General features: G+C 62.4%; 22 protein-coding genes and 5 pseudogenes. 16 read left to right on the top strand and 11 right to left on the bottom strand.

Annotation, left to right across the window (positions count from 1 at the left end):
• The 6 genes and pseudogenes from BVER_RS30020 to BVER_RS10115 all read left to right on the top strand — a co-directional run bounded on the left by BVER_RS30020 (position 1) and on the right by BVER_RS10115 (position 4,742).
• Positions 1-880, top strand: a pseudogene (locus BVER_RS30020) (ABC transporter ATP-binding protein).
• A gap of 36 nt (positions 881-916) precedes the next feature.
• On the top strand, positions 917-1,876 hold the full coding sequence (locus BVER_RS10135; protein WP_050453188.1) for an MlaD family protein: 960 nt from the start codon (positions 917-919) through the stop codon (positions 1,874-1,876).
• A gap of 15 nt (positions 1,877-1,891) precedes the next feature.
• Complete coding sequence (locus BVER_RS10130) at positions 1,892-2,512, top strand: ABC-type transport auxiliary lipoprotein family protein (RefSeq protein ID WP_050453187.1); 621 nt, start codon at positions 1,892-1,894, stop codon at positions 2,510-2,512.
• 49 nt (positions 2,513-2,561) lie between these two features.
• Positions 2,562-3,761 carry a VanZ family protein gene (locus tag BVER_RS10125; protein WP_050453186.1) on the top strand — a complete coding sequence of 400 codons (1,200 nt, stop codon included), beginning with the start codon at positions 2,562-2,564 and terminating at the stop codon, positions 3,759-3,761.
• 28 nt (positions 3,762-3,789) lie between these two features.
• Positions 3,790-4,119 (top strand): (2Fe-2S) ferredoxin domain-containing protein, encoded by a 330-nt coding sequence (locus tag BVER_RS10120; protein WP_050453185.1) that lies wholly within the window; start codon positions 3,790-3,792, stop codon positions 4,117-4,119.
• Positions 4,116-4,742: an alpha/beta hydrolase gene (locus BVER_RS10115; protein ID WP_050453184.1), complete on the top strand. Its 627-nt coding sequence runs from the start codon at positions 4,116-4,118 to the stop codon at positions 4,740-4,742. Before BVER_RS10120 ends, BVER_RS10115 begins: the two co-directional genes overlap by 4 nt.
• Before the next feature lie 159 nt (positions 4,743-4,901).
• On the opposite strand, the gene BVER_RS10110 is transcribed toward BVER_RS10115, so the two are convergent.
• Positions 4,902-5,102, bottom strand: coding sequence for a hypothetical protein (locus BVER_RS10110; protein WP_157055994.1), 201 nt, complete (start codon positions 5,100-5,102; stop codon positions 4,902-4,904).
• Between the two features lie 138 nt (positions 5,103-5,240).
• On the opposite strand from BVER_RS10110, the gene BVER_RS10105 reads away from it, so the two are divergent.
• The 3 genes and pseudogenes from BVER_RS10105 to BVER_RS10095 all read left to right on the top strand — a co-directional run bounded on the left by BVER_RS10105 (position 5,241) and on the right by BVER_RS10095 (position 7,713).
• A complete protein-coding gene (locus BVER_RS10105) occupies positions 5,241-6,464 on the top strand; it encodes a D-alanyl-D-alanine carboxypeptidase family protein (protein ID WP_050453182.1) in 1,224 nt (407 codons plus the stop codon).
• A gap of 15 nt (positions 6,465-6,479) precedes the next feature.
• A pseudogene (locus BVER_RS10100) lies at positions 6,480-7,387 on the top strand (D-amino acid aminotransferase).
• A gap of 11 nt (positions 7,388-7,398) precedes the next feature.
• Complete coding sequence (locus tag BVER_RS10095) at positions 7,399-7,713, top strand: YbeD family protein (protein ID WP_050453200.1); 315 nt, start codon at positions 7,399-7,401, stop codon at positions 7,711-7,713.
• Here BVER_RS10095 and BVER_RS10090 read toward each other — a convergent pair.
• Positions 7,697-8,650, bottom strand: a complete 954-nt coding sequence (locus tag BVER_RS10090) for a transcriptional regulator GcvA (RefSeq protein ID WP_050453199.1) — start codon at positions 8,648-8,650, stop codon at positions 7,697-7,699. The two genes, BVER_RS10095 and BVER_RS10090, sit on opposite strands and share 17 nt — an antisense overlap.
• A gap of 132 nt (positions 8,651-8,782) precedes the next feature.
• On the opposite strand from BVER_RS10090, the gene BVER_RS10085 reads away from it, so the two are divergent.
• The 4 genes and pseudogenes from BVER_RS10085 to BVER_RS10070 all read left to right on the top strand — a co-directional run.
• Positions 8,783-9,109, top strand: a complete 327-nt coding sequence (locus tag BVER_RS10085) for a DUF2917 domain-containing protein (RefSeq protein WP_050453181.1) — start codon at positions 8,783-8,785, stop codon at positions 9,107-9,109.
• A gap of 72 nt (positions 9,110-9,181) precedes the next feature.
• Entirely contained in the window at positions 9,182-10,006 is an 825-nt protein-coding gene (lipB, locus tag BVER_RS10080) for a lipoyl(octanoyl) transferase LipB (protein WP_370444222.1), read from the top strand.
• A complete protein-coding gene (gene lipA, locus BVER_RS10075) occupies positions 10,003-10,989 on the top strand; it encodes a lipoyl synthase (RefSeq protein WP_050453180.1) in 987 nt (328 codons plus the stop codon). Before lipB ends, lipA begins: the two co-directional genes overlap by 4 nt.
• 419 nt (positions 10,990-11,408) lie before the next feature.
• Positions 11,409-12,192 (top strand): annotated as a pseudogene (locus BVER_RS10070) (cation:dicarboxylate symporter family transporter); the annotation flags it as partial.
• Between the two features lie 43 nt (positions 12,193-12,235).
• Here the strand turns inward: BVER_RS10070 and BVER_RS10065 are convergent.
• The 4 genes and pseudogenes from BVER_RS10065 to BVER_RS10050 form a co-directional block, all read right to left on the bottom strand.
• On the bottom strand, positions 12,236-12,724 hold the full coding sequence (locus BVER_RS10065; RefSeq protein ID WP_050453179.1) for a nitrate reductase cytochrome c-type subunit: 489 nt from the start codon (positions 12,722-12,724) through the stop codon (positions 12,236-12,238).
• A 4-nt stretch (positions 12,725-12,728) separates the two neighbouring features.
• A pseudogene (gene napA / locus BVER_RS10060) lies at positions 12,729-15,213 on the bottom strand (periplasmic nitrate reductase subunit alpha).
• The gene (locus tag BVER_RS10055; RefSeq protein ID WP_050453178.1) at positions 15,185-15,529 is read right to left on the bottom strand and encodes a chaperone NapD; all 345 of its coding nucleotides are present in this window, start codon (positions 15,527-15,529) and stop codon (positions 15,185-15,187) included. Before BVER_RS10055 ends, napA begins: the two are co-directional and overlap by 29 nt.
• Before the next feature lie 9 nt (positions 15,530-15,538).
• Positions 15,539-15,697, bottom strand: coding sequence for a periplasmic nitrate reductase, NapE protein (locus BVER_RS10050; protein WP_050453177.1), 159 nt, complete (start codon positions 15,695-15,697; stop codon positions 15,539-15,541).
• A gap of 389 nt (positions 15,698-16,086) precedes the next feature.
• Between BVER_RS10050 and BVER_RS10040 the strand changes: the two genes are divergently transcribed.
• Positions 16,087-16,518, top strand: a complete 432-nt coding sequence (locus tag BVER_RS10040; protein WP_050453175.1) for a hypothetical protein — start codon at positions 16,087-16,089, stop codon at positions 16,516-16,518.
• Between the two features lie 4 nt (positions 16,519-16,522).
• Here the strand turns inward: BVER_RS10040 and BVER_RS10035 are convergent.
• The 4 genes and pseudogenes from BVER_RS10035 to BVER_RS10020 form a co-directional block, all read right to left on the bottom strand.
• Positions 16,523-17,777, bottom strand: a pseudogene (locus BVER_RS10035) (DUF3734 domain-containing protein).
• Positions 17,778-17,818: 41 nt separating this feature from the next.
• Entirely contained in the window at positions 17,819-18,601 is a 783-nt protein-coding gene (locus tag BVER_RS10030; protein WP_050453174.1) for a 3-hydroxybutyrate dehydrogenase, read from the bottom strand.
• A 45-nt stretch (positions 18,602-18,646) separates the two neighbouring features.
• The gene (locus tag BVER_RS10025; protein ID WP_050453173.1) at positions 18,647-19,423 is read right to left on the bottom strand and encodes an acetoacetate decarboxylase; all 777 of its coding nucleotides are present in this window, start codon (positions 19,421-19,423) and stop codon (positions 18,647-18,649) included.
• 167 nt (positions 19,424-19,590) lie between these two features.
• Positions 19,591-19,893 (bottom strand): hypothetical protein, encoded by a 303-nt coding sequence (locus tag BVER_RS10020; protein ID WP_050453172.1) that lies wholly within the window; start codon positions 19,891-19,893, stop codon positions 19,591-19,593.
• Positions 19,894-20,013: 120 nt separating this feature from the next.
• On the opposite strand from BVER_RS10020, the gene BVER_RS10015 reads away from it, so the two are divergent.
• A complete protein-coding gene (locus BVER_RS10015) occupies positions 20,014-20,334 on the top strand; it encodes an HNH endonuclease (RefSeq protein WP_050453197.1) in 321 nt (106 codons plus the stop codon).
• A gap of 7 nt (positions 20,335-20,341) precedes the next feature.
• Here BVER_RS10015 and BVER_RS10010 read toward each other — a convergent pair whose 3' ends face one another.
• Positions 20,342-20,683, bottom strand: a complete 342-nt coding sequence (locus BVER_RS10010) for a hypothetical protein (protein ID WP_232316475.1) — start codon at positions 20,681-20,683, stop codon at positions 20,342-20,344.
• A gap of 427 nt (positions 20,684-21,110) precedes the next feature.
• On the opposite strand from BVER_RS10010, the gene BVER_RS10005 reads away from it, so the two are divergent.
• Entirely contained in the window at positions 21,111-22,169 is a 1,059-nt protein-coding gene (locus BVER_RS10005) for an NAD(P)-dependent alcohol dehydrogenase (RefSeq protein WP_050453171.1), read from the top strand.
• Positions 22,170-22,427: the final 258 nt, after the last annotated feature.

Genomic DNA, 22,427 nt, shown 5'->3' with positions numbered 1-22,427 from the left:
ATGTCCACCACGCTCGCCACCGCCGTTCGACATCAGCCGCCGCCGGTCATCGCCGAACCGGTGATCGAAGTGCGCGACCTCACCAAGCGCTACGGCCGCACGGTGATTCACGAGCATCTGAATCTCGAAGTGCGGCGCGGGGAAATCGTCGCGCTGCTCGGCGGATCGGGTTCCGGCAAGACCACGCTGGTGCGGCAGATTCTCGGACTGGAAGCGCCGACGTCCGGCAGCATCCGCGTGCTCGGCGAGGAATGGGCGCAGATGGACGGCGAAACCGCCAAGATGATGCGCACGCGCTCCGGCATGCTGTTTCAGCAAGGCGCGCTGTTTTCGTCGCTGTCGGTGTACGACAACATCGCGCAGCCGTTTCGCGAACTCGGCAAGATTCCCGAGGATCTGATCCGCGAGTTCGTCATGTTGAAGCTCGAAATGGTCGGGCTGTCGTGCAAGCACGCGAGCAAGATGCCGTCGGCGCTGTCGGGCGGGATGGGTGAAGCGCGTGGGTATCGCGCGCGCCATTGCGCTCGAGCCGGAACTGCTGTTTCTCGACGAACCCACGGCAGGGCTCGATCCGAAGGCATCGGACGAATTCGTCGATCTGATCGCGACGCTGCATCGCGCGCTCGGTCTGACGGTCGTGTTGATCACGCACGATCTCGATACGATGGTCGCGCTGTCCACGCGCGTCGCGGTGCTGGCGGAGCATCGCGTGCTGGTGGCCGCGCCCGTCGAGGAAGCGTGCGCGGTCGATCATCCGTTCATCCGCGAATACTTTCTGGGGCGGCGCGGACGGCGCGCGTTGCAGGCGCTGCCCGCCGAGCGCCGCGCGAAACTGCCCGCCGCCGCGCTCGAAGACGCGCCGATCAGCGTCAACAAATGAGCGCGTACGACGCGCGCGAAAGCTAGGAACCAGTCGATGGAAAACAAATCATACGCGTTCTGGACCGGGTTGTTCACCATCGTGCTGGTGCTGGCGATCGCGTTCGCGGTGTTCTTCTTCAACGTCGATCGCACGGTGCGCGTGCCGTACGATCTGATCGCGCGCACCAACGTGACTGGGCTGTTTACCGATGCCGCCGTGCGCTATCGCGGGCTGGGCGTCGGCAAGGTCGAGTCGATCAAGTTCGATCGCGCGCATCCGGGGCAGATTCGCGTGCGTATCCTCGTCGATCAGAACGCGCCGATGACGCATTCCACCTACGCGACGCTCGGATTTCAGGGCGTGACGGGCATCGCCTTCGTGCAGCTCGACGACACGGGCCGCGACACCAGCGCGCTCGCATCATCGCCGCAACATGTCGCCGAAGTGCCGATGCGCGCGGGTCTGTTCGAGCAGTTGCAGGAACGCGGCGACATCATCCTGAAGAAGTTCGAGCGTCTGTCCGACGACGCCGACAAGTTCTTGTCCGACGACGTGCGCAATCAGTTGATGGACACGACCAAGAGCCTGAAGAGCGCGGCCGACGGCATCGCGACGCTGACCAATCAGGTCTCGCCCGCGACCGCGCAGTTGCCGCAGACGCTCAGGCAGATCAACACGACGCTGGCATCGACCAATCAGCTCGTGCAGAACCTGAATCGTCCGGACGGGCCGTTCGTCACGAATCTGAACAAGGCGGGCAAGGCCGCGGACGATGCCAGCGCGTCGCTCAACGACATGAACGAATCGCTGCGCTTTTTGACGGCGCGCGTCGGTTTCGAGGCCTTGCCGCGTCTGTATTCCTTCAGCGACGACGTGAGCGCCGCCGCGCGTTCCGTCGACCGCGCCGCCGATGCCTTCAGCACCAATCCGCGCAGCGTGCTGTTCGGCGCGCCGCAGCAGGCGCCGGGGCCGGGCGAGCCGGGCTTCAAGTGGCCCGCGCAGCCGGCGCACTGATCCGAGAGAACGAAGATGTCAACTCAACTCAAAGCACTCGTCGCGGCATGCGCAATAGCGGCGGCACTGGCGGGATGCGCGTCGCAGCCCGAGGCGATGCCGAACGCGCGTTTCGACCTCGGCGCGCCGCCGGTCGCGAATAGCGCGAACAACAACGGCCAGCCGATGCCACCCGTCAAGGTGCTCGGCGTGAGCGCGCCGCGCAATCTGGAAACGGATGCGTTCGCCTATCGCCTGAGCTACGTCGATGCGCAGCGCACCGGCACCTACTCCACCAGCCACTGGACGATGCCGCCCGCGCAACTGCTGACGCAGCGCCTGCGCGAAGCGCTCGCCGCGCGCGGCCCGATTCTGTCGGGCGCGGATCCCGTGCGCGCCGTGCCGCTGCTCGAAGTCGAACTGACGAGCTTCGAACAAGTGTTCGACGCGCCCCAGCAGAGCCACGGCCAGGTCGCCGTGCGCGCGACGCTGACGCAGGACGGCCGCGTCGTCGGTCAGCGCAGCTTCTCGGCGAACGCGCCCGCGCCGACCGGCGATGCCGCAGGCGGGGCACGCGCGCTCGCCGCCGCATCGGACGATGTGATCGCGCAACTCAGCGCCTGGCTCGCCGCGCAACCGCTCGCCGCCTCGCGATAACGTTGTCCGGCATGACGCATCGCGCCGCACGGAGGCAGTCGAGCGGCTCATGACCATCAAGCAATGGCAGCGCCGTCCGTCGGCGTTTTCGCGGCAGGCGCTCATCGCGTATGCGGCGCTCGTGGTGTACGGCTCGCTCTATCCGTTTTCGGGCTGGCGGTCGCTGGGCATCGGGCCGTTCGCGTATCTGGCGGACCCGATTCCGCAATATCTGACCGTGTTCGACGTCGTCACCAACGTGATCGGCTATATGCCGCTCGGCGCGTTGATCGTGCTGGCGCTATATCCGCGCTGGCGCGGCTCGGTCGCGGTATGCGCGGCGCTGTTCGGCGGCGCGTTGCTATCGGGTGCGATGGAAGCGATCCAGACCTATCTGCCGACGCGCGTCGCATCGAATCTCGATCTCGCCGCGAATGCCTTCGGCGCGTTGCTGGGCGGCGTGCTGATTTCGCCCGCGACGAGCGCGCTGCTCGATCGCGGCTTGCTGCGGCGCATGCGCTTCATGTGGTTCGAGCGCAATGCGGCGTATGTCATCGGCCTGTCGGCGCTCTGGCCGTTCGCGACGCTGTTTCCCGCGCAATATCTGTTCGGCGGCGGCGACTTGCCGCGCGAGTTGTGGGACGGTCTCGATCCGAACATGCAGGACGCGATCCTCGCGTGGATTCCCGTGTCGTGGGACTTCGAAAGCTGGCCGGATCGCCTGGGCGCATTGTTGCCGGACGAATCGTGGGAAGCGTTGATCACGGCATCGAACCTGTTCGCCGCGCTCGTGCTCGCGACGCTGCTCACGCGGGCGCGCGCGCCGCGCATCCGCATCATGCTCGTGCTGATTCTCTCGACGCTGTTCGCCAAGGTCGCCGCGTCGTTCCTGCAATCGCGCTCGGGCCTCACCTTCGACTGGGCGACCGACGGCGCGCTCGAAGGCATCCTGATCGGCACGGTCGCGGCCGTCGCGTCGGTGTCGCTGCCGCGCGCGTTGCGGGCGGCGTGCGCGGGCGCGGCGATGGTGGTCGCGCTCGTGCTGGCCAATCTGCTGCCGGTGAATCCGTACTTCGATATCGTGCTCGCGGACTGGCGGCAAGGGCGCTATCTACATTTCAACGGCCTGCTGCACTGGCTCGCGTGGGTCTGGCCTTACGCGGCGCTGGGCTGGCTCGCGTCGATCGCGGAGCATGCGTGGCTGGCGCGCCGTCGCGGCCGCAAAGGCAAGGACGCCAGCCGAGGCAGGCACAAACATCGCTCGCTATAATCGACCGACACTCTTATCGCTCGAAGTCATGGATTCCTTCTACAAGTATCACGTCTTCTTCTGCCTGAATCAGCGCGATGCCAACGCGCCGCGTCCGAGCTGCGCGAACTGCAATGCGCAAGCCATGCAGGAGCACGCGAAGAAGCGCGTCAAGCAACTGGGCCTAGCAGGCGAAGGCCGAGTGCGCATCAACAAGGCGGGGTGTCTGGACCGCTGCGAACTCGGGCCGGCGCTCGTCGTGTATCCGGAAGGCACGTGGTACACGTATGTCGATGAAACGGATATCGACGAGATCGTGGAATCGCATCTCGCCAACGGCAAGATCGTCGAACGTCTTCTGATCGATCAACTGGCATGAACGCACAAACCGAGAAATTTCTGATCGACGGGCCGTTCGGCAAGATCGAATGCGCGCTCGACAAAAGCGAGAGCGCGCCGCGCGGCATCGCGCTGGTGACGCATCCGCATCCGCTGTTCGGCGGCACGATGGACAACAAGGTCGCGCAGACCCTCGCGCGCACGTTCGTGCAACTCGGCTACACGACGTATCGCTCGAATTTTCGCGGCGTCGGCGAAACGGGCGGCGAGCATGACAACGGCATCGGCGAACAGGACGATCTGCTTGCGCTGATCGACCATATGCGCGCGCAGCCCGGTCAGGCCGATGTGCCGATCGTGCTCGCGGGCTTTTCGTTCGGCACGTTCGTGCTCTCGCATGTCGCCAAACGCATGCTCGAAGCGGGCAAGCCGATCGAGCGCATGGCCCTGGTCGGCACGGCGGCGAGCCGCTGGGAAGTCGCGCCGGTGCCGGAGAACACGCTCGTCATTCACGGCGAAGTGGACGATACCGTGCCAATTCAGTCCGTCTACGACTGGGCGCGTCCGCAGGAACTGCCCATCGTCGTGATTCCCGGCGGCGAGCACTTTTTCCATCGCAAGCTGCATATTCTCAAGCGCGTGATCGTCGACGCCTGGCGTTGACGCGCGAGCGCGCAAACGCGCATGAACCACGGCGGCGCAAGGCTTTCGAAGGCTTGGCGCCGTTTGTTGTTGGCGGACGTTTCGCGCGTTGCATCGAGCGTGCATATCGCGACGAATCACGTTCGGCAAAACGTTAAAGTGCGCGAAAAATGGGCAGATTCAGAAGGATTGGCCTGCGCGCGGCGCGTATAATGGCGCAGAATTTTCGGCTGCAACCAGCCGCGCGGCGCCGTGTCGATGCTTTGCATCGGCTTTGCCCGGCGGCTTACGCGGCTTATCGATACGCCGGTTTTTAGAACCGGTTTCGAGTCCGTTTTCCGAGAACCGATTGCGCGCCCGTCTGTCGAACGAGCGCTTCATCGCCGGGCGCGTGTCTTCAAGCGCGCCTTCGCGAGAAGCCCGACCCGTCACGACGGTCTGCCTGTTCAACCCGTGCTTCGCCGATCCTCCGATCCTCATCGCCATCGTCGCAGCCTGCTTTTTCCGCCGATCGATCCTATGCGCTTTGTCCCTTCCGGCTTGTCTGTTTCTCCCGCTGTTTCCCCCTCCGTTGTGAATCGCCGCGTCATCCAGGCCGCGCTCGTGCTGCCCGCCGTGCTGGCCGCCGCGAGCGCGTTCGCGCAAGTACCGCCGCCCGACGTGACCGCGCGTTCGTGGGTGCTCGTCGATGCCACCAGCAATCAGGTGCTCGCATCGGGCAATCCCGACGAACGCGTCGAACCCGCATCGCTCACCAAGCTGATGACCGCCTATCTCGTCTTCGACGCGCTCAAGTCGAAGAAGATCAACATGGATCAGACGGTGATGCCGAGCGAGGATGTGCGTCGCGTGAAGACGAACGAATCGCGCATGTTCATCGAGGCGAACAAGCCGGTGACGGTGCATGACCTCGTGTACGGCATGATCATCCAGTCGGGCAACGACGCGGCCATTGCGCTGGCGGAACTGGTCGGCGGCAGCGAAGCCAACTTCGTCACGATGATGAACACGACGGCCAAGCGCATCGGCATGAAGCACACGAACTACGCCGACGTGAACGGCATGCCCGATCCGAACCACTTCACGACGGCAGGCGATCTCGCCGTGCTGTCCACGCGCCTGATCCGCGACTTCCCCGAGTACTACAGCATCTTCTCGGTGAAGGAATTCACATACAACAAGATCAAGCAGCCGAATCGCAATCGCCTGCTGTGGCTCGATCCGTCCGTCGACGGTCTGAAGACCGGCCACACGCAAGCGGCGGGTTACTGCCTGATCGCGACCGCCAAGCGTCCGCTCGCCGGCACGCCGAACGCGAGCCGCCGTCTCGTCGCCGTGATGATGGGCGAGCCGAAAGAGCACAACCGCGTGCAGGACAGCCTGAAGATGCTGAACTACGGCTACACGGCCTATGACGCGTTGCGCCTGTTCAAGACCGATCAGGTGATCGATTCGCCGCGCGTCTACAAGGGCGCGACGGACAACGTGCAGGCTGGCGTGCTGACGGATCAGTACATCACCGTGCCGAAGGGTCTGGGCGACAAGGTCAAGCCGAGCGTGACGCATGACGACACGCTCATCGCGCCGATCAAGCGTGGCCAGCAGATCGGCACCGTGAAGATGGTCGCGGACGGCAAGGAAATCGCGCAGTTCCCGCTGGTCGCGTTGAAGGACGTGCCGGAAGCCGGCCTGTTCGGCCGCCTGTGGGATTCCGCGCTGCTGATGTGGCAAAAGAAGAAGTAAATCGGAGCATCGTCGATGAATCAGACCGAAGACTGGAACCCGACCGTCTATCTCAACGGCGAGTGGGGTCCGCTCTCCGACGCGCGCATTCCCGTGCTGGATCGCGGGTTCATCTTCGGCGACGGCGTGTATGAAGTCGTGCCGCTGTACGCGCAAGCGGGCGGCACGCGTCAGCCGTTCCGTTTGACGCAGCATCTCGCGCGGCTCGAGCGCAGTCTCGGCAAGATTCGCATCGACAATCCGTTCGACGATGCCGGCTGGCGCGCGTTGATCGCGCGCGGTCGAATCGAACGAGGGCGCGGGCGATGCGCTCGTCTACATTCAGGTGACGCGCGGTGTCGCCAGGCGTCGCGGGCACGCGTTTCCGGCGGGCATCGTGCCGACCGTGTTCGTGATGGTCGGGCCGCTCGTGTTTCCGAGCGACGAAAGCCGCGCGCGGCGCGAACGCCGTCACGGCGGAAGACAAGCGCTGGCTGCATTGCGATATCAAATCGACCTCGCTGCTCGGCAATGTGCTGATGGCACAGCATGCCGCCGAAAACGACGCAATGGAAACCATCCAGTTGCGCGACGGCTTACTGACCGAAGGCTCGTCGTCGAACGTGTGGCTCGTGAAAAACGGCGTGTTGCTGGGCGGGCCGCGCGGACCGCGTATTCTGGAAGGCATCCGCTACGCGCTGATCGAGGAACTCGCGCGCGATGCGGGCATCGCATTCGAGGAACGCGAGATCACGGAGGCCGAATTGCGCGCCGCCGCCGAACTGATGATCAGCTCCGCGACCAAGGAAGTCATGCCGGTCACGACGCTCGACGGCGCACCGGTCGGCGCGGGCACGCCCGGTCCGGTCTATGCTGCACTGTACGACGCCTATCAGCGGGCCAAGACGCGCGAGTTCGACGCAGCTGCGAAGCGCGCGAAGTGAAGGAGAATTTCATGTCCGACGAATCCAAACCGCAATCCACCGATCCCACCGACGCCGCTAAACACAGCGCCGACGAACTGTTCGACTTCCCGTGCGATTTCCCGATCAAGGTGATGGGCAAGACCGATCCGGGTTTTCAGGACGCGATCGTGAAGGTGCTGAAAGAGCACGACAAGGAATTCGATCCGTCGCGCGTGGAAACGCGTCCGTCGTCGGGCGGCAACTATACCGGGCTGACCTGCACGGTTCGCGCGCAGAATCGCGCGCATCTGGACGATATCTATCGCGCGCTGACCAGCCATCCGATGGTCAAGGTAGTGCTTTGAGCTGGCTGACGGGCGTATCGCACACGGCGGGCGTGCGCTCGTAGAGCAGCCTGAACTGCTCCGCCTCGCCGACAATCCAGTCCCTGAACGCCTGCACGCGCGCCGATTCCAGCGCCGCGAGCGGGCACACGAAGTAGTACGTCCACGGGCTCGGGCCGTCCACGTTGAACAGACGGACGAGCCGCCCGCTCAAAATCTCTTCCATTGCAAGCGAGCGTCGCACCAGCGCGATGCCCTGGCCATTGATCGCCGCTTGCAGCAAATTCGAAGAATCTTCATACAGAACGCCGCGTTTCGGTTCCGGAACGTCGGTTAGACCGGCGGCGTCCAGCCACGGACGCCAGAGTTCGTCGTCGGAGCGCAAGAGCGGCAGCGTCGTCAGATCGCGCGGCTGACGCGGAAGCTTGCCGCCGTTGAAATCGGGCGAGCAGGCCGGGAAGAAGATCTCGTCGAGCAGCTTTTCCGCGTGCAAGCCCGAATATTTGCCGTAGCCGAAGCGCAGCGCCACGTCGACATCGTCCTGATTGAAGTCGATCAGCGTGCCGGTGGTCAGCAGTTCGAGGTCGATTTCCGGATGCTTCACGATGAACGTGCCGATGCGCGGCGTCAGCCACCGCGCGGAGAACGACGGAATCGTCGAGACGATCAGCCGCCGGTCGCGATCGCTCGAGCGTACGCGCCGCGTCGATTCCGCCAGCGCGACCAGTGCCGCGCGCACTTCCATCGCGTATTGCCGGCCGCGATCCGTGAGCCTCACGCGCTTGCCGTCGCGCGCGAACAGCGGCACGCCGAGCTCCGCTTCCAGCCCGCGAATCTGATGGCTGACCGCGCCGTGCGTGACGAACAGTTCGTCGGCGGCGCGGGAAAAGCTCTCATGGCGCGCGGCGGCCTCGAAGGCGCGCAGCGCGTTCAGCGCCGGCAACTGGCGCAAATCCATGTGAATGCTCTTGGGAGTCGGCGCGTTCATTGTTAATTTGGCTCATATACGGATGAAAATTGATCGTTTTTCGAGAAGCCTTGCTGCGCCTAGGATTGTAGTCATCGAAACGTTCCCTTGGCGGAGTGAGTCATGCGAGAAATTTCAACAAGCGTCACCTTCGAGATCAAGCCCGGCGAAACCGTGCCGATGCGCGTCGCGCGCAGCACGCGGCTGACGGTGCACGGCGCGCACGTCTGGGCGACGCGCAGCAACGACATCGAGGATTATTGGCTCGCCCACGGCGATTGCCTGAAACTGTGCGAACGCGAACGGCTGTGGTTGTCGGTCGACGGCGAGGAGCCGGCGCGGGTGGTGTTCACCATCGTGCCGCGTCCGCATCAGCAGGCCGCGCGGCTGGTGGCGGGCGCCGTCGAGCGGCTGAAACAGCGTCTGCATGCGGGCTGGCGCACCATTTGACACATTTATCCATTTCGCCATCGGCGACATGCGAATTCACCATCGGCGGGCATGAGACGATTTCGGTAAGCTATCGTCACCATGCCCGACACTCTGCTCGATTCCCCATCGGAAATATTCGTGATCGCCGGCGCCGACAGCACGCTCGGCGCGGGCGACTATTCGGTGACGCTGCGCTGGCGCGGCGTCGAGCCGTATCAGGACAGCTTCGACGCGATGCGCGCGTTCACCGACGCCCGCACCGCCGACACGCAGGACGAAATCTGGCTCGTCGAGCATCCGCAGGTTTTCACGCTCGGTCTGGCGGGCGATCCCGCGCATCTGTTGCTGGGCGACAGCGGCATTCCGCTCATCAAGGTGGATCGCGGCGGGCAAATTACTTATCACGGGCCGGGGCAGATCGTCGCGTATTTGCTGATCGATCTCCGCCGCCGCAAGCTGATGGTGCGCGAGCTGGTGCGGCGCATCGAAGAGGCCGTGATCGACACCCTCGCCACGTATAATCTCGCGACCGATCGCAAGACGGGCGCGCCCGGCATCTACGTGACTAAAACCTCCGTGGACGGCGCGAACGCCCGTCTGCACGACATGCACGAAGGCGCGAAGATCGCCGCGCTCGGACTCAAGATTCGGAACGGTTGCAGCTATCACGGCGTGAGCCTGAATGTGAAGATGGACCTGCAACCGTTCCTCGCGATCAACCCGTGCGGCTACGCGGGGCTCGAAACAGTCGACATGGCGACGCTCGGCGTCGATGCCGGCTGGCGCGACGTAGCCTTCATGCTGGCCGAACGGCTGGCGCATCAAATCGGCGGCCTCCCCGCAACCGCCGCACAACCGCACGATGGCCCGGCCATTCAAGCCGTCGCCGCTGCAACAACCGGATCGATCGAATGACTGACGCAACCGCAAACCTGGCCGGCGAAAGCGCCGTCCCCGCTTACGACGCTACTGCGAAGCAGAAGGCGCAGGCGAAGACGTCGCGCATTCCGATCAAGGTGATCCCTATCGAGAAGCTGAAGAAGCCGGAATGGATTCGCGTGCGAACCGCGACCGGCAATTCGCGCTTCAACGAAATCAATAAGATTCTGCGCGAGCACAGCCTGCATACGGTGTGCGAGGAAGCGAGCTGCCCGAACATCGGCGAATGCTTCGGCAAGGGCACCGCGACGTTCATGATCATGGGCGACAAATGCACGCGCCGCTGCCCGTTCTGCGACGTCGGCCACGGCCGTCCCGATCCGCTCGATCCCGACGAGCCGATCAACCTCGCGCGCACCATCGGCGCGCTGAAGCTGAAGTACGTGGTGATCACGTCCGTCGATCGCGACGATCTGCGTGACGGCGGCGCGGCGCACTTCGTCGAGTGCATCAAGCATGTGCGCGAGCATTCGCCGGAAACGCGTATCGAGATTCTGACGCCGGACTTCCGTGGCCGTCTGGATCGCGCGATCAACATCCTGACCGCCGCGCCGCCCGATGTGATGAACCACAATCTGGAAACGGTGCCGCGTCTGTACAAGGAAGCGCGTCCGGGTTCGGACTATCACCATTCGCTGAAGCTGCTGAAGGACTTCAAGGCGCTGCATCCGGAAGTCGCGACCAAGTCCGGCCTGATGGTCGGTCTTGGCGAAACGGAAGAGGAAATCCTGCAAGTGATGCGCGATCTGCGCGCGCACGACGTCGATATGCTGACGATCGGTCAGTACTTGCAGCCGTCGGAGCATCATCTGCCGGTGCGGGCTTACGTGCATCCGGATACGTTCAAGATGTACGAGGAAGAAGCGTACAAGATGGGCTTCACGCACGCGGCCGTCGGAGCGATGGTGCGGTCGAGCTATCACGCGGATGAGCAGGCGCATGGGGCGGGGGTGGTTTAAAACGCCGCTGCGTCAACGGCTTAGGGAAAACCCACGGATGTCCGTGGGTTTTTTATTGGTGGCTTTCCAGAACCCCAGACACCCACATTCCAGATTTCCGGAATCTCAGATTTCTCTTACCCTGATCTCAAAAAATAAGCTATAAAAATCAGGGTATTAGCGCATCCAAAAACTGGCATTGACCTTGCAATATAGAAAGCACGGCCCGCGAAGCCGCCATAAAACTCAAGGAGACAAGCCGATGACCTCTTTCGCATCCAAACGTCCCTGAATCCGTCGACGTAGCGGCTCAACGCTCGAGCGACGCGATTCCGTATGCGCAACCCACACAGCTTTATCGCGCATCGAATGATTCAACGCGCCTTTCGCGGCCTGCCGCTGGCTGTACTTTCGCCAACTGCTGATTTTTGCCTGGAACCATCGTAAAAAAACCCTTCTATAAAGTCCTCTACGTGCAGGTGCTCGCGGCTATCGCCATCGGCATCGCGCTCGGGCATTTCTATCCCGCACTCGCCACCGACATGAAACCGCTCGGTGACGGCTTCATCAAACTCATCAAGATGGTGATCGGGCCGATCATCTTCTGTACCGTCGTGACCGGTATCGCCGGCATGGAAGACATGAAGAAGGTCGGGCGCGTCGGCGGCAAGGCGCTGCTGTACTTCGAAATCGTATCGACGTTCGCGCTGATTCTCGGTCTCGCGGCGACGCACATCCTGCGTCCCGGCGTCGGCTTCAACGTCGATCCGTCGACGCTCGATCACAAGGCCGTCGATTAGTTCGCGTCCAAGGCGCACGGCCAGAGCACGGTCGACTTCTTCCTGCACATCAATTCCGGACACGCTGGTGTCGGCGTTCGCGCAGGGCGAAATCCTCCAGATCCTGCTGATTGCGCTGCTGTTCGGCGCGGTGCTCGCGCATATCGGCGAGCGCGGCAAGGTGGTGACGACGTTCATCGAAGGGCTGTCGAGCATTCTGTTCGGCATGGTCGGCATCATCACGAAGCTCGCGCCCATTGGTTCGTTCGGCGCGATGGCCTTCACCATCGGCAAGTACGGCATCGGCTCGCTGCTGCCGATGCTCAAGCTGATCGGCACGTTCTATCTGACCTCGATCGTGTTCGTGGTCGTCGTGCTCGGCGCGATTGCGCGCATGGTCGGCTTCTCGATCCTGAAGTTCGTAGCGTACATCCAGGATCGTGTTCCAGTAGCGTCTGATCAGATCGCGCATGATGGCCGCCTATCGTTTATCGCTTCTTCGATGTTGGCGGCGGCTGCGGCGTGACATCCTCGACCGCGACGAACGTGTTGCCGACCAGCGGTTTGGCATCCGCCTGCGGCACATGACACTGCGTGCAGAAATACCGACGCGGCGATAAATGTCCGGACACTTGTCCTTCACGATCGAGATAATGCGAAATCGCGACCGGCACCGCACCGCTTTCCTGCGCGCGGCTGCGCGCATGGCACGCCAGACACTTGTTGGCGTTGCGGTCGAGCTGATAGTTGTCGATCTTGTGTGGAATCGTCGGCGGCTGCTGCGCGTAGTTCAGGCCGCGAATCACGTCCTGATTCTCAGTCGGATAGATGAGCGGCGGCTTCGCTTCCTCGTCGAGCGGCGTCGTGCCGCGCAGCGAATCGTGGAAAGGCACGGCAGGCACCGTCGGCGGCTGGGCGAGCACGGAAATGCCGAGCAGCATCGCGAGCAGAATGGCGAGAGTGGTCAGTACGCGCATGGCATCACACCCGGACGATCTTGACCGCGCACTTCTTGAAATCGGTCTGGAAGGAAATTGGATCGGTCGCGTCGAGCGTCACCTTGTTGATGAGCTGGCTCGAATCGAACCACGGCACGAACACGAGTCCGCGCGGCGGCTTGTCGCGCCCGCGCGTCTCGATCCGCGTGCGGATAAAGCCGCGCCGCGACATCACCTTGACTTCAACGCCGCGCCGCAGGCCGAGCGCTTTCGCGTCGTCCGGATGCATGAAGCACACCGCGTTCGGAAACGCCCGATAGAGCTCGGGCACGCGGCGCGTCATCGAGCCGGAATGCCAGTGTTCGAGCACGCGGCCGGTCGCCAGCCAAAACGGGAATTCGCGGTCGGGGATTTCGGGCGGCGGCTCGTACGGCAGCGCGAAAATATTGGCGCGGCCGTCCGGGTTGCCGTAGAACTGCCAGCCGGTGCCGGCTTTCACGTAAGGATCGGAACCTTCCTTATAGCGGCGCAAGGTCTCCTTGCCGTTCACGACCGGCTAGCGCAGACCGCGCGCCTGATGGTAGGTATCGAACGGCGCGAGATCATGGCCGTGGCCGCGCCCGAAACTCGCGTATTCCTCGAACAGCCCTTTTTGCAGATAGAAGCCGAACGCCTTCGATTCGTCGTTGCGATAGTACGAGTCCGTTTGCGCGAGCGGAAACTTGTCGACCTGCGCGTTGCGGAACAACACGTCGTAGAGCGTCTTGCCCTTGTATTCCGGCTTCTTCGCCAGCAAATCGGCGGGCCATACTTCCTCGATCTTGAAGCGCTTCGAGAACTCGACGATTTGCCACAAGTCCGAACGGGCATCGCCGGGTGCGGACACGAGCTGATGCCAGAACTGCGTGCGCCGTTCCGCGTTGCCGTACGCGCCTTCCTTCTCCACCCACATCGCCGATGGCAGGATCAGATCGGCCGCGACCGCCGTCACGGTCGGATACACATCCATTCGACTCCCGCCGATACCCCGGCAAGCCTTCGTTATTGATGTTCGCGCCCGCCTGCATGTTGTTGTTGACCATCACCCAGTACGCGTTGAGCTTGCCGTCGTGAAGCATGCGGTTCTGTAGCACCGCATGAAAACCGGGCTTGTCGGGGATGGTTCCGGGCGGCAGCTTCCAGATCTGCTCCGCTTCCTCGCGATGCTTCGGGTTGGTCACGACCATATCGGCCGGCAGGCGATGCGAGAAGGTGCCGACTTCGCGCGCCGTGCCGCACGCGGATGGCTGGCCGGTCAGCGAGAACGGACTATTGCCCGGCATCGCGATCTTGCCCGTCAGCAGATGCAGGTTGTAGACCATATTGTTGGCCCATGTCCCGCGCGTATGCTGGTTGAAGCCCATCGTTCAGAACGAGACGACGCGTGTTTTCGGATCTGCGTACAACTCGGCGAGCTGATCGAGCTTGAGTTTCGACACGCCCGAGAGTTTGGTGACATAGGCGGCGTCGTATTTCGAGACGAACTTCGCGAACTCGTCGAAGGTGATCGGCTGTGAGCCGTTGGCATCGCCCGCGTTCTTCGCCGCTTTCTGCAACGGATGATCCGGCCGCAAGCCATAGCCGATATCCGTATTCCCACGGCGGAAGTTGACGTGCTTCTCGACGAACTCCCGGTTGACCCGTCCGCTCTTGATGATGCTGTTCGCGATGTAATTCATGATCGCGAGATCGCTCTGCGGCGTGAAAATGATGGTTTCGTCCGCGAGATCGAACGAACGATGCTCGAAGGTCGAGAGCGTCACGACGCGCACGTTCGGATCGGCGAGCCGCCGGCCCGTGACGCGCGACCACAGCACCGGATGCATCTCCGCCATGTTCGAGCCCCACAGCACGAAGGCATCGGTTTCCTCGATGTCGTTGTAGCAGCCCATCGGCTCGTCCATGCCGAAGGTGCGCATGAAGCCCGTCACCGCCGATGCCATGCAATGCCGCGCGTTCTGATCGATATTGTTGCTGCGGAATCCCGCCTTCATCAGCTTGACGCCGGCGTAGCCTTCCCAGACGGTCCATTGCCCGGAGCCGAACATGCCGACGGCGGTCGGGCCTTTCTCCTTGAGCACGCGCTTGAATTGCGCGGCCATCGTGTCGAACGCGGTGTCCCACGACACGGGCGCGAATTCGCCCTGCTTGTCGAACTTGCCGTCTTTCATGCGCATGAGCGGTGTGGTGAGCCGGTCCTGCCCGTACATGATTTTCGATAGGAAATAGCCCTTGACGCAGTTGAGCCCGCGATTGACTTCGGCTTGCGGGTCCGCTTGCGTCGCCACCACCTGATTGCCCTTGACGCCGACCACGACGCCGCAGCCCGTCCCGCAAAAGCGGCAGGGTGCCTTCGACCAGACCAGATCGTCACCGCCCGTCGCAGCGGCTACAGCCGATGCGTCCATGCCGGGCAGCGCGATGCCCGCGGATGCGGCAGCCGTCGTGGCGGCCGTTTGCTTAAGGAAAGCGCGACGAGTCAGTTTCATTCAAGTTGTCCTCGTTCTGCGAATCGACAGTCTCGTGCTGCTGATAAACGAGCGCGACCCCGATGACGTCGGGCAAAGCCTGCACCGCGCTCAGGCGCTCCGCGATATGCCTCGCGCTATGCGCCTCGAGCGTGAGCACGAGCTTGCCGTCCGCACTTTCGCCGTGAACCTGCGCGCCCGGCAACGTTTCGAGCGCGCGCACGACATCTCGCAACGATTCGATCCGCGCATGCACGACCACGCCCGCGACGTGATAGTCGCCGGATGCGGGTTCGGATTCGTCGCGTCGATCGTCCAGTTGACGTGGAGCGGTCATATCGGCGGCTCAGTGATGCGGCGGGCCGCCAACCAGCATTTGATAGAACCAGACGATAAAGCCATAGACCGCGATCAGCGCCACGGTCAGCACCGGCACCATGACGACGGTCAAGAAGATGAAGCTACGCGTCTCTTCTGACTTGCGAAGTTGTTCGGTTTCGGCCATGATCTTGCATCGAAAGAAATGTGGATAACTAATAATAATGAAGTGAATTGTCCATCTATTCGAAACACTCGCCATGACGCGCGTCAGTCAATCGATCCCGTGCGTCCGAATACCGCAGCGTCATGTCTCGCGAAACATAACGGATCGATTTGCGCTTCAATGCTGCATCCATTGATACGACAGGTGCAATGCATTTTCAAGCTCGAATCGGTGACGCTCCGAGAGCGCTTTTGCAACGAACGAAACAGATTGCTTTGCGAAGCGCGACGCGTGGCGCGCAATGGAAACGCGATATATCGTCGAATACGTGCGTCTTTCGAACTCTTCCGAACGGCCCAGCCAAAGCGCGTCACTACAATCCGGTCATCTCGAAACATCCGTGACCGAACATGTCTCCCAAGCTCGAATTCGATACGCCCGAGGGCCGTCTTTCTCTTTCCATCGACGATGCGCAGTTCATGGCGTACGAAGCCGGCGAGACGTCGTATCGCTCGACGCGACGGCTGGTCGAACGGATGCAATCGATGGGATTGGGCGCGATGGCCGAGCATCACGCGCGGCTGCTCGCGCAGTGCAAAGTGAACATCATGGAGTTGCGCGAAACGCGTGACGACGCCGAAGCGATGCTCGCATACGGTGAGCCGTTCGAAGACACCATCTCGCCGCGCCTCGACGCCTTGCGCGAGATGATCACCCGCACGCAACTGGACTTGCGCGCGAGCATGGATCGTCTGGCGGCGCTTTCTGTTTCGTGCCACCGCGCGCTGACGCAGATTCCTGGTTATCGGCCGCCTGCGGGCGGTTATAAGTCGGAGAGTTGATCAGTCAAGCGACGTTATTGATCGCGCTCGATTCGAAAACCGCCTCCGGCGCCTGCTCCGCGTGCGCGGCAGGCGCGCCCCGCCGATGAACGTCGTGGGTCACGAATCCCGCTTCGTCGCTCGGAATATCGAACCACGATCGATGACCGAACGAGCCGCGAATATCTTCCAGCCCGCTCGCCCAATGTTCCTGCATGGTGTCGGCGCTGAACTCGTAGTCCTTGTAGTTGCCTTCGAAAAACTTGTTCTTGTAGATCAAGTGAACGACATTGAGCTTGCCGGTATGCGCGAGCCGTTGCGCCTGCTTGATGAGCGGATGCGAGCGCCGCACGTTTTCCGGCACATGTTTTAGCAAGGCTTCGATCAGATGTGCCTGCTCCTGATGGTAGGCGATGAAATCAGTGATGGCACGCGTGCAGCTCGAATACTGAATGTCCTTGGTGCGCTCCGCGACATCCAGCAGATCGCCCGGCAAGGCGCCGTGCGCGCTCCACAGATCGACCTGAAACACGAGCGTCTTCTTGTGGCGGCAGTTGCTGACCACTTCGGTGAGCGGCGTATTCGATACGAGCCCGCCATCCCAATAAAACTCACCGTCGATACGCACGGCGGGAAAGCCCGGCGGCAACGCGCCCGACGCCATGAAATGCTCGGGCGTGAGGCGCATCTTTCGGTTATCGAAATAGACGAGGTTGCCGGTGCGGACATTCACCGCGCCGACCGTCACATGCATGGGACCGTCGTTGATGCGCTCGAAATCGGCGAAACGCAGCAAGGTCTTGCGTAACGCGCTGGTGTCGTAATAGCTCACGCCGTCCGGCGGACGCTTGCGGTCCACGCCCGGCACCGGCAAGCCGACGCGCGGCGCAAAGAAGCCGTTCTGACCGAAAATCAGCGATTGCCACGCCGCCGACAGGCTCGACATGGTGCGCGCAAACTGCGCGAAGCCGAGCGCCGCGGGCACGGCGGCGCTTGCGTGACCCATCCGTCGCGCTGCCGCAGATGGCGTTCCAGAAGCCGCGCAACGCCTCCATGCGATGCTCCGGCGCATTCCCGGCGATGATCGCCGAATTCAGCGCACCGATGGAAATGCCCGCGACCATCGTCGGTTCGACGCCGACTTCCGTTAGACCTTCGATCACGCCCGCCTGATAGGAGCCGAGCGCGCCGCCACCTTGCAGCACGAGGCCTATCTCGTCGTAAGCCGGCATTTCGATGGCGTTCGGTTGCTGGATCGTGTTGCGTTCGCTGCGGCGCATGTCGGCTTCCTCGTTCTAGTTTTCGCTTATCGTTTTATTGCTTACTGCATGAACCAGCCGTGGCTCGCGACGATCGACTGCCCTGTCAGCGCGTTGTTGTCGAATCCGGCGAGGAACGCGACCACGTTGGCGATATCGTCGACGGTGGTGAATTCGCCGTCGACGGTATCTTTCAGCATGACGTTCTTCACCACGTCCGCTTCGGAAATGCCGAGCGCCTGCGCCTGCTCGGGAATCTGCTTCTCGACGAGCGGCGTGCGCACGAAGCCGGGACACACCACATTGGCGCGCACGCCGCGCGGACCGCCTTCCTTCGCGACGACTTTCGCGAGCCCTAGCAAACCGTGCTTGGCCGTGACATAAGGCGCTTTCAGTTTCGAGCCTTCGTGCGAATGCACCGATCCCATATAGATGATCGAACCGCCCTTGCCCGACTTGTACATATGCTTGAGCGCCGCGCGCGTGGTGAGGAACGCGCCGTCGAGATGAATGGCGAGCATTTGCTTCCATTCGGCAAGCGTGAAGTCCTCGACCGGCTTGACGATCTGAATGCCGGCGTTCGATACCAGCACATCGAGACCGCCGAGCTTGGCGATGCTGTCTTCGATGCCCGAGTTCACCGCGTTCTCGTTCGTCACGTCCATGCTGACGGCGAACGCCTTGCCGCCTTGCGCGGCGATATCCGCGGCGACCTTTTGCGCATTGGCGAGGTTGAGATCGGCGATCACAACCGCCGCGCCCTTGGCCGCCAGCACGCGCGCCGTTTGTTCGCCGATACCGCTTGCTGCGCCCGTCACGAGCGCGACTTTTCCTTGCAGAGACATGCTTGCTTCTCTCTTTCGATGAGTTGATTTCGATGAGTTGAGGGTTCAGCGATTGACCAGCTTGAGGACTTCGTGCGAAGCGAGGTAGTCGTAGGCGACTTCGCCCAGGTCCAGCGTCAAGTCGGCGACGATGTGCTTCGCGCGCAGCACGCGGCGCACCGGCAGATCGGCGACGGGCGCGAGCGCGTGCGCGAACAGTTGCAGCGCAGCGGGGCCTTCCCATGCGCCGTGCACGGTCACGTCGCGCATATGGAAGCGCACGAGTTCGCAGATGCGCGTGGTGCCGTCCACATGCGGGATGACCTTGAGCAGATAGTTGGACACATCGCCGAGTCCGGCGCGTTCGGCGTCGCGATCGAGCGGCGTATACTTGTAGCCCATCGTGCCGGTGGCGACGCGCACGCCCGCGTAGTCGAGCGTGCCGATCAGCGTGTCCGTGCCGCCGACCGACAGCGACGGGCTCGCGAGCTTCTTCGGAAAGCCCCAGATTTCGCGGCCGCCCGCGATCGGGCCTTCGTCGTTCAGATACATGGCGTGCGTGTACGACGCCGCTCGGCCGTCCATGTCGATGACCGGAATGACCTGTCCGGTTTCGGCGTAATCGCCGAAACCGGTGGTGTCCGGCATGCGGATGAATTCGTAATTGACGATCGGCTTCTCGACCTTGAGCGGCTCCGGCACGACGGCGCGCACGGCGTCGAGATCGGACTCGTAGCTGATGATGAAGTATTCGCGATTGACGAAGCGGAAAGGCGGGCGAGGATAGGCAGGGGAATGAACAGGCATGGCGAACGCATGCTTGCGGATATCTTCTTCCTTCATGGGTATTCGTCTTGGATTGAGACGAAAATATAGTAGTCCGAATACCGTCGAGCGTCTGCTAAGCAATCAAGCAGGCGCACGCAATTAGGAAATTACTTACGCCCGCGTGATGAAATAACGTGGAGTCCTGTCGAATGCATTACGGCAGGATGAAAACGCGCTTCGATTCAACCGCCCGAATACTTGCGCAGCAGTTCCTTCACGTCGACCTGATTGCTTTGCAGGATCAGAAGCCGTGCATTGAGCACGAGATTTTCGAGCACGAGCAGCGCGGTGCTGAGCATGTAGGTGAGGTGGATATCGCCGGAATCGAGGTCGCTTGCGAGCAGCGCGCGATGCCGCTCGACCAGCGTGTTCAGCACGAGGCTGCGCAACTCTGCTTCGCCGAAGGGCAGATCGCCGTAATCGACGGGATCTTCCTGTTCGAGTTCGGCAAGCAAGCCCGTTAGTTCGCTGATGGTCACTTCCATGACTTCTCCGGTGATCGGTGAACAGCGTCTTCATGGTGCCACGGCTGTATGCAAAACGAAACCGGAAAATGAAAGCTCGCGCGCCCGGGCGTACACTGAATCGATCGAAAAGGGATGACGATGGCGAAACGCACGCCCGAGCCGTGGTATCACCCGCCGCAAGAAGAGGTCTGCGCGCTGTGCGGACGGCCGGTTCCGCCAGCCGAGCGCGATCTGCATCATCTGGTGCCGAAGTCGCAGGGCGGCCGGCAGACGGCGGTCCTGCATCGGATTTGTCACCGGCAGTTGCACGCGCTATTCACCGAGAAGGAACTCGCGCAGCAGTATTCGACCGTTGATGCGCTGATGACGCACGACGCGGTGCGCGGCTTCGTCGACTGGGTCAGGACCAAGCCCGATAACTTCTATCAGCGCACGCGACGCGCGGGGCGCAAGCGTTAGAAGCAGATCAAAGGCTGCGGACCTGCGGCATCGGCGACACGCAGGCGAGGGCGCGCGCCAGATCGGCGGCGGCCGCTCCGGGAACCTTGTCGCGCCGATATGCCGACATCCCGAAGCGCTGCATGATGAAGTTCTCGAGCACGAGTTGCAGATCGCGTTCGCGCGGCCGAGTGCCCCAGCGGCTGTTGCCCGCCACCGATGCGATCGCAAACCACGAATGCGGCGGAAACAGCTCGACGCGCAGTCTGCCGCTCTCCAGAATCCGTAGTCGTCCGGTATCGATGTGAAACTCGGCGCTCACCGCGCCTTCCGGCATGTCGATGCTCACCGTGATTGCCTTGGTCTTCATGGTCTCGCTCACTGTTGTGCGTCAGCGCCGGAGATTCCCGTCCGGCTTCCCCGCTGATAGAATCCGCCGCCCCGCGTTCGCCGCATCGCTCCAACCTTAAAGCGTGCGGCGTTCCCGGACTAGTCCCGCAGAAGGAGGGTGGCGTCGCGGGGGCAGCGCACGCGGCATGCCCGGACGACGGTTTCTGCAGAGATTCATTGTTAGGCATACAGTACGCAAGTCGATCGGAGACGCCGAAATCTCGTCGTCTTCGGCAACGACGCTGCAACAAGTGCGGTGCATGATGGCGAACGTTCGCTGCCGCACATCAAACCATCGCGCGCGTCGACGTTTCGCCACGCGCGTTTTCGTTTCTGGCCGCGTTTCTCCGAGCGCAGAAATGCCGGTCACAGTCATCAAAAGTTCAATCTCAAGAGGGAAATCCATCATGTTGAAAGCGTATTCCTATGCAGCGTCCGCCGCCGACAAACCGCTCGGCCCGCTCGAGATCCAGCGCCGCGACGTCGGTCCGAACGATGTCCGCATCGAAGTGCTGTTTTGCGGCGTCTGCCACTCGGACCTGCACATGGCGCGCAACGAATGGGGCGCGACGAACTATCCGGTCGTGCCGGGGCACGAGATCGTCGGCCGCGTCGTGGAAGTCGGCTCGGACGTGACGAAGTTCAAGGCGGGCGATCTGGCCGGCGTCGGCTGCATGGTCGATTCGTGTCGCGTTTGCGAGTCCTGCAAGGAAGGCCTCGAACAATTTTGCGACGGTCCGGACAGCTTCATCCAGACGTATAACTCGCCGGACAAGAAGTCGGGCGGCGTCACCTACGGCGGCTATTCGTCGATGATCACCGTGGACGAAGCCTTCACCCTGCGCGTGCCGGAGAATCTGGAACTCGCGGCGGTCGCGCCGCTGCTGTGCGCGGGCATCACGACTTACTCGCCACTGCGCCACTGGAACGTGAAGAAGGGTGACAAGGTCGGCGTGGTCGGTCTGGGCGGTCTCGGTCACATGGGCGTGAAGATCGCCGCCGCGATGGGCGCGCATGTGGTGCTGTTCACCACGTCGCCCAGCAAGATCGAAGACGCCAAGCGCCTCGGCGCGCACGAAGTCGTGATCTCGAAGGATCCGGAGCAGATGGCTGCGCACGCCAACAGCTTCGACTTCATTCTGAACACGGTGGCGGCATCGCACGATCTCGACCAGTTCATGACGCTGCTTAAGCGCGACGGCACCATGACGCTGGTCGGCGTGCCGGAGCATGCGCATCCGTCGCCTTCGGTGATGAACCTGATCTTCAAGCGCCGCACGCTGGCGGGCTCGCTGATCGGCGGCATCGAGGAAACGCAGGAAATGCTCGACTTCTGCGGCAAGCACAATATCGTGTCCGACATCGAGATGATCCGCATGGACGAAATCAACGACGCTTATGAGCGCATGCTCAAGAGCGACGTGAAATATCGCTTCGTGATCGACATGGGCACCATCGTGCAGTAACGTGCGATCGTCCGTTAGTTTGTGATGAAAGGCCCGCATGAACTGCGGGCCGTTTTTTGTGCGCCCAGCATGGGCGCACTCTTGCGGGTGCAAGTCGCGCGGCAAGTTGACCACAGCGAGCGAAGTGAAGTGCAACTGCGGAAGGGCGACCGACCGTGGGGAGGAAGCGTGGAGCGAAACTGCGGGCCGATGAACAAGAATCGGATAGAAGGCGCTGCCGAGCAGGGCGAGCGGGCAAGAAGCCGCGAAGCTCTTGTG

Source organism: Candidatus Burkholderia verschuerenii, from assembly GCF_001189365.1.
GTDB lineage: Bacteria > Pseudomonadota > Gammaproteobacteria > Burkholderiales > Burkholderiaceae > Caballeronia > Caballeronia verschuerenii.
This window is presented reverse-complemented; position numbering and strand designations above follow the sequence as displayed.